The sequence below is a fragment of the Microbacterium umsixpiens genome (assembly GCF_053543675.1).
The window spans coordinates 7,935-9,136 of sequence record NZ_JBLVOH010000157.1; the positions used below are offsets into that span (position 1 = coordinate 7,935).

Below are 1,202 nucleotides of genomic sequence, written 5' to 3' on the forward strand. Positions count from 1 at the left end.
TCCGTATGCGCTCCGGGTGCGCTCCGGGTCAGGCGGAGCGGAAGCGCTCGACGATGACCTCGGCGATGCGCGGGTCCGCCCCGAGCGGTGCCGAGACCAGGTCCGCTCCGGATCTCTCGACGAGACCGGCGAAGTACCCCGGCGCGAGGACATGGCTCGCGGCGATCACCCGGGAGGCTCCTCGCTCGCGCGCGAAGCTCACGGCGTCCGCGATGCGGGGCTCGATCGCCGACGCGTAACCGATCGTGACCGGCACCGGGATCAGGTCGGCGAGGTGCGCGGCCGCCGTGGTGACATCGGCGACCGCCGCAGGGTTGCTGGAGCCCGCCGCCGCGAGCACGACGTGATCGCCCGGAAGCCAGCGGTCGTGCACCGCCGTACGCAGCCGCGCGCGCAGGACCTCGGCGATGAGCGGATGGGTGCCCAAGGGCTCCCCCTGCCGCACGCCGTCATACGGACGGACCGCGCGCGCGATGTCGACCGCGGTGTGGAAACCCACCGAGAGCAGCAGCGGCACCACGACGACGTCATCGTCGAGATGTTCCTGTTCGACGACCTCGGGCACCGCCGGTTCCTGCACGTCGACGAAGGCCTGGACGACACGGGTGCCCGGAATACGTGCGCGCACGAGATCGACGATGTCTTCGACCGTGCGGCGTCCTGCGGGGGAATCCGTGCCGTGGGAGCAGGCGACCAGGGTGGTCATCGGGGTTCCTCCACGGTGAGTCGGTAACCGCGTTTGACGATGGTCTGGATCGCCGCAGCGCCGCCCAGAGCCTCGCGCAGCCGGGCGACCGCCATCTCGACGGCGTGGGCGCTCTCGCCTCCTCGGGGCAACGCGAGTCCCAGCTCCTCCCGCGAGAGCACGCGTCCGGCGGCATCGAAGAGCTCGCTCAGGATGCCCGCTCCGGCGCGGGAGAGCGGAACGAACGCGCCGTCGATCAGCACACCGCGGCTGCGCATCTCCATCGCGCCGAGAGCCGTGTGCAGCCGCGGGGCGGCACCCGACGCGTAGTGGTCGACCACGCAGCGCACCAGCGAGCCCAGGCGTCCACGTGCGGCCAGGGTGGCGGTGAGCCCGGCATCCGCGAGTGGGGCGGCCGTGATCGGCCCGACGGCGGCCAGCAGCAGGCGCCCGGACGCGGCTCTGCGCCGGATCGACTCCAGAGCCCCGGCACGGACGGCCGTCCGGACCCACTCGG

General features: G+C 72.8%; 2 protein-coding genes. Both read right to left on the reverse strand.

What is annotated here, in order from left to right:
• Positions 1-28: 28 nt before the first annotated feature.
• Positions 29-706, reverse strand: a complete 678-nt coding sequence (locus ACNPM4_RS15645) for a sirohydrochlorin chelatase (RefSeq protein WP_262000966.1) — start codon at positions 704-706, stop codon at positions 29-31.
• The coding region (locus tag ACNPM4_RS15650) for a winged helix-turn-helix domain-containing protein (RefSeq protein WP_448986290.1) at positions 703-1,202 on the reverse strand (500 nt) is incomplete at its 5' end. The genes ACNPM4_RS15650 and ACNPM4_RS15645, both read right to left, overlap by 4 nt.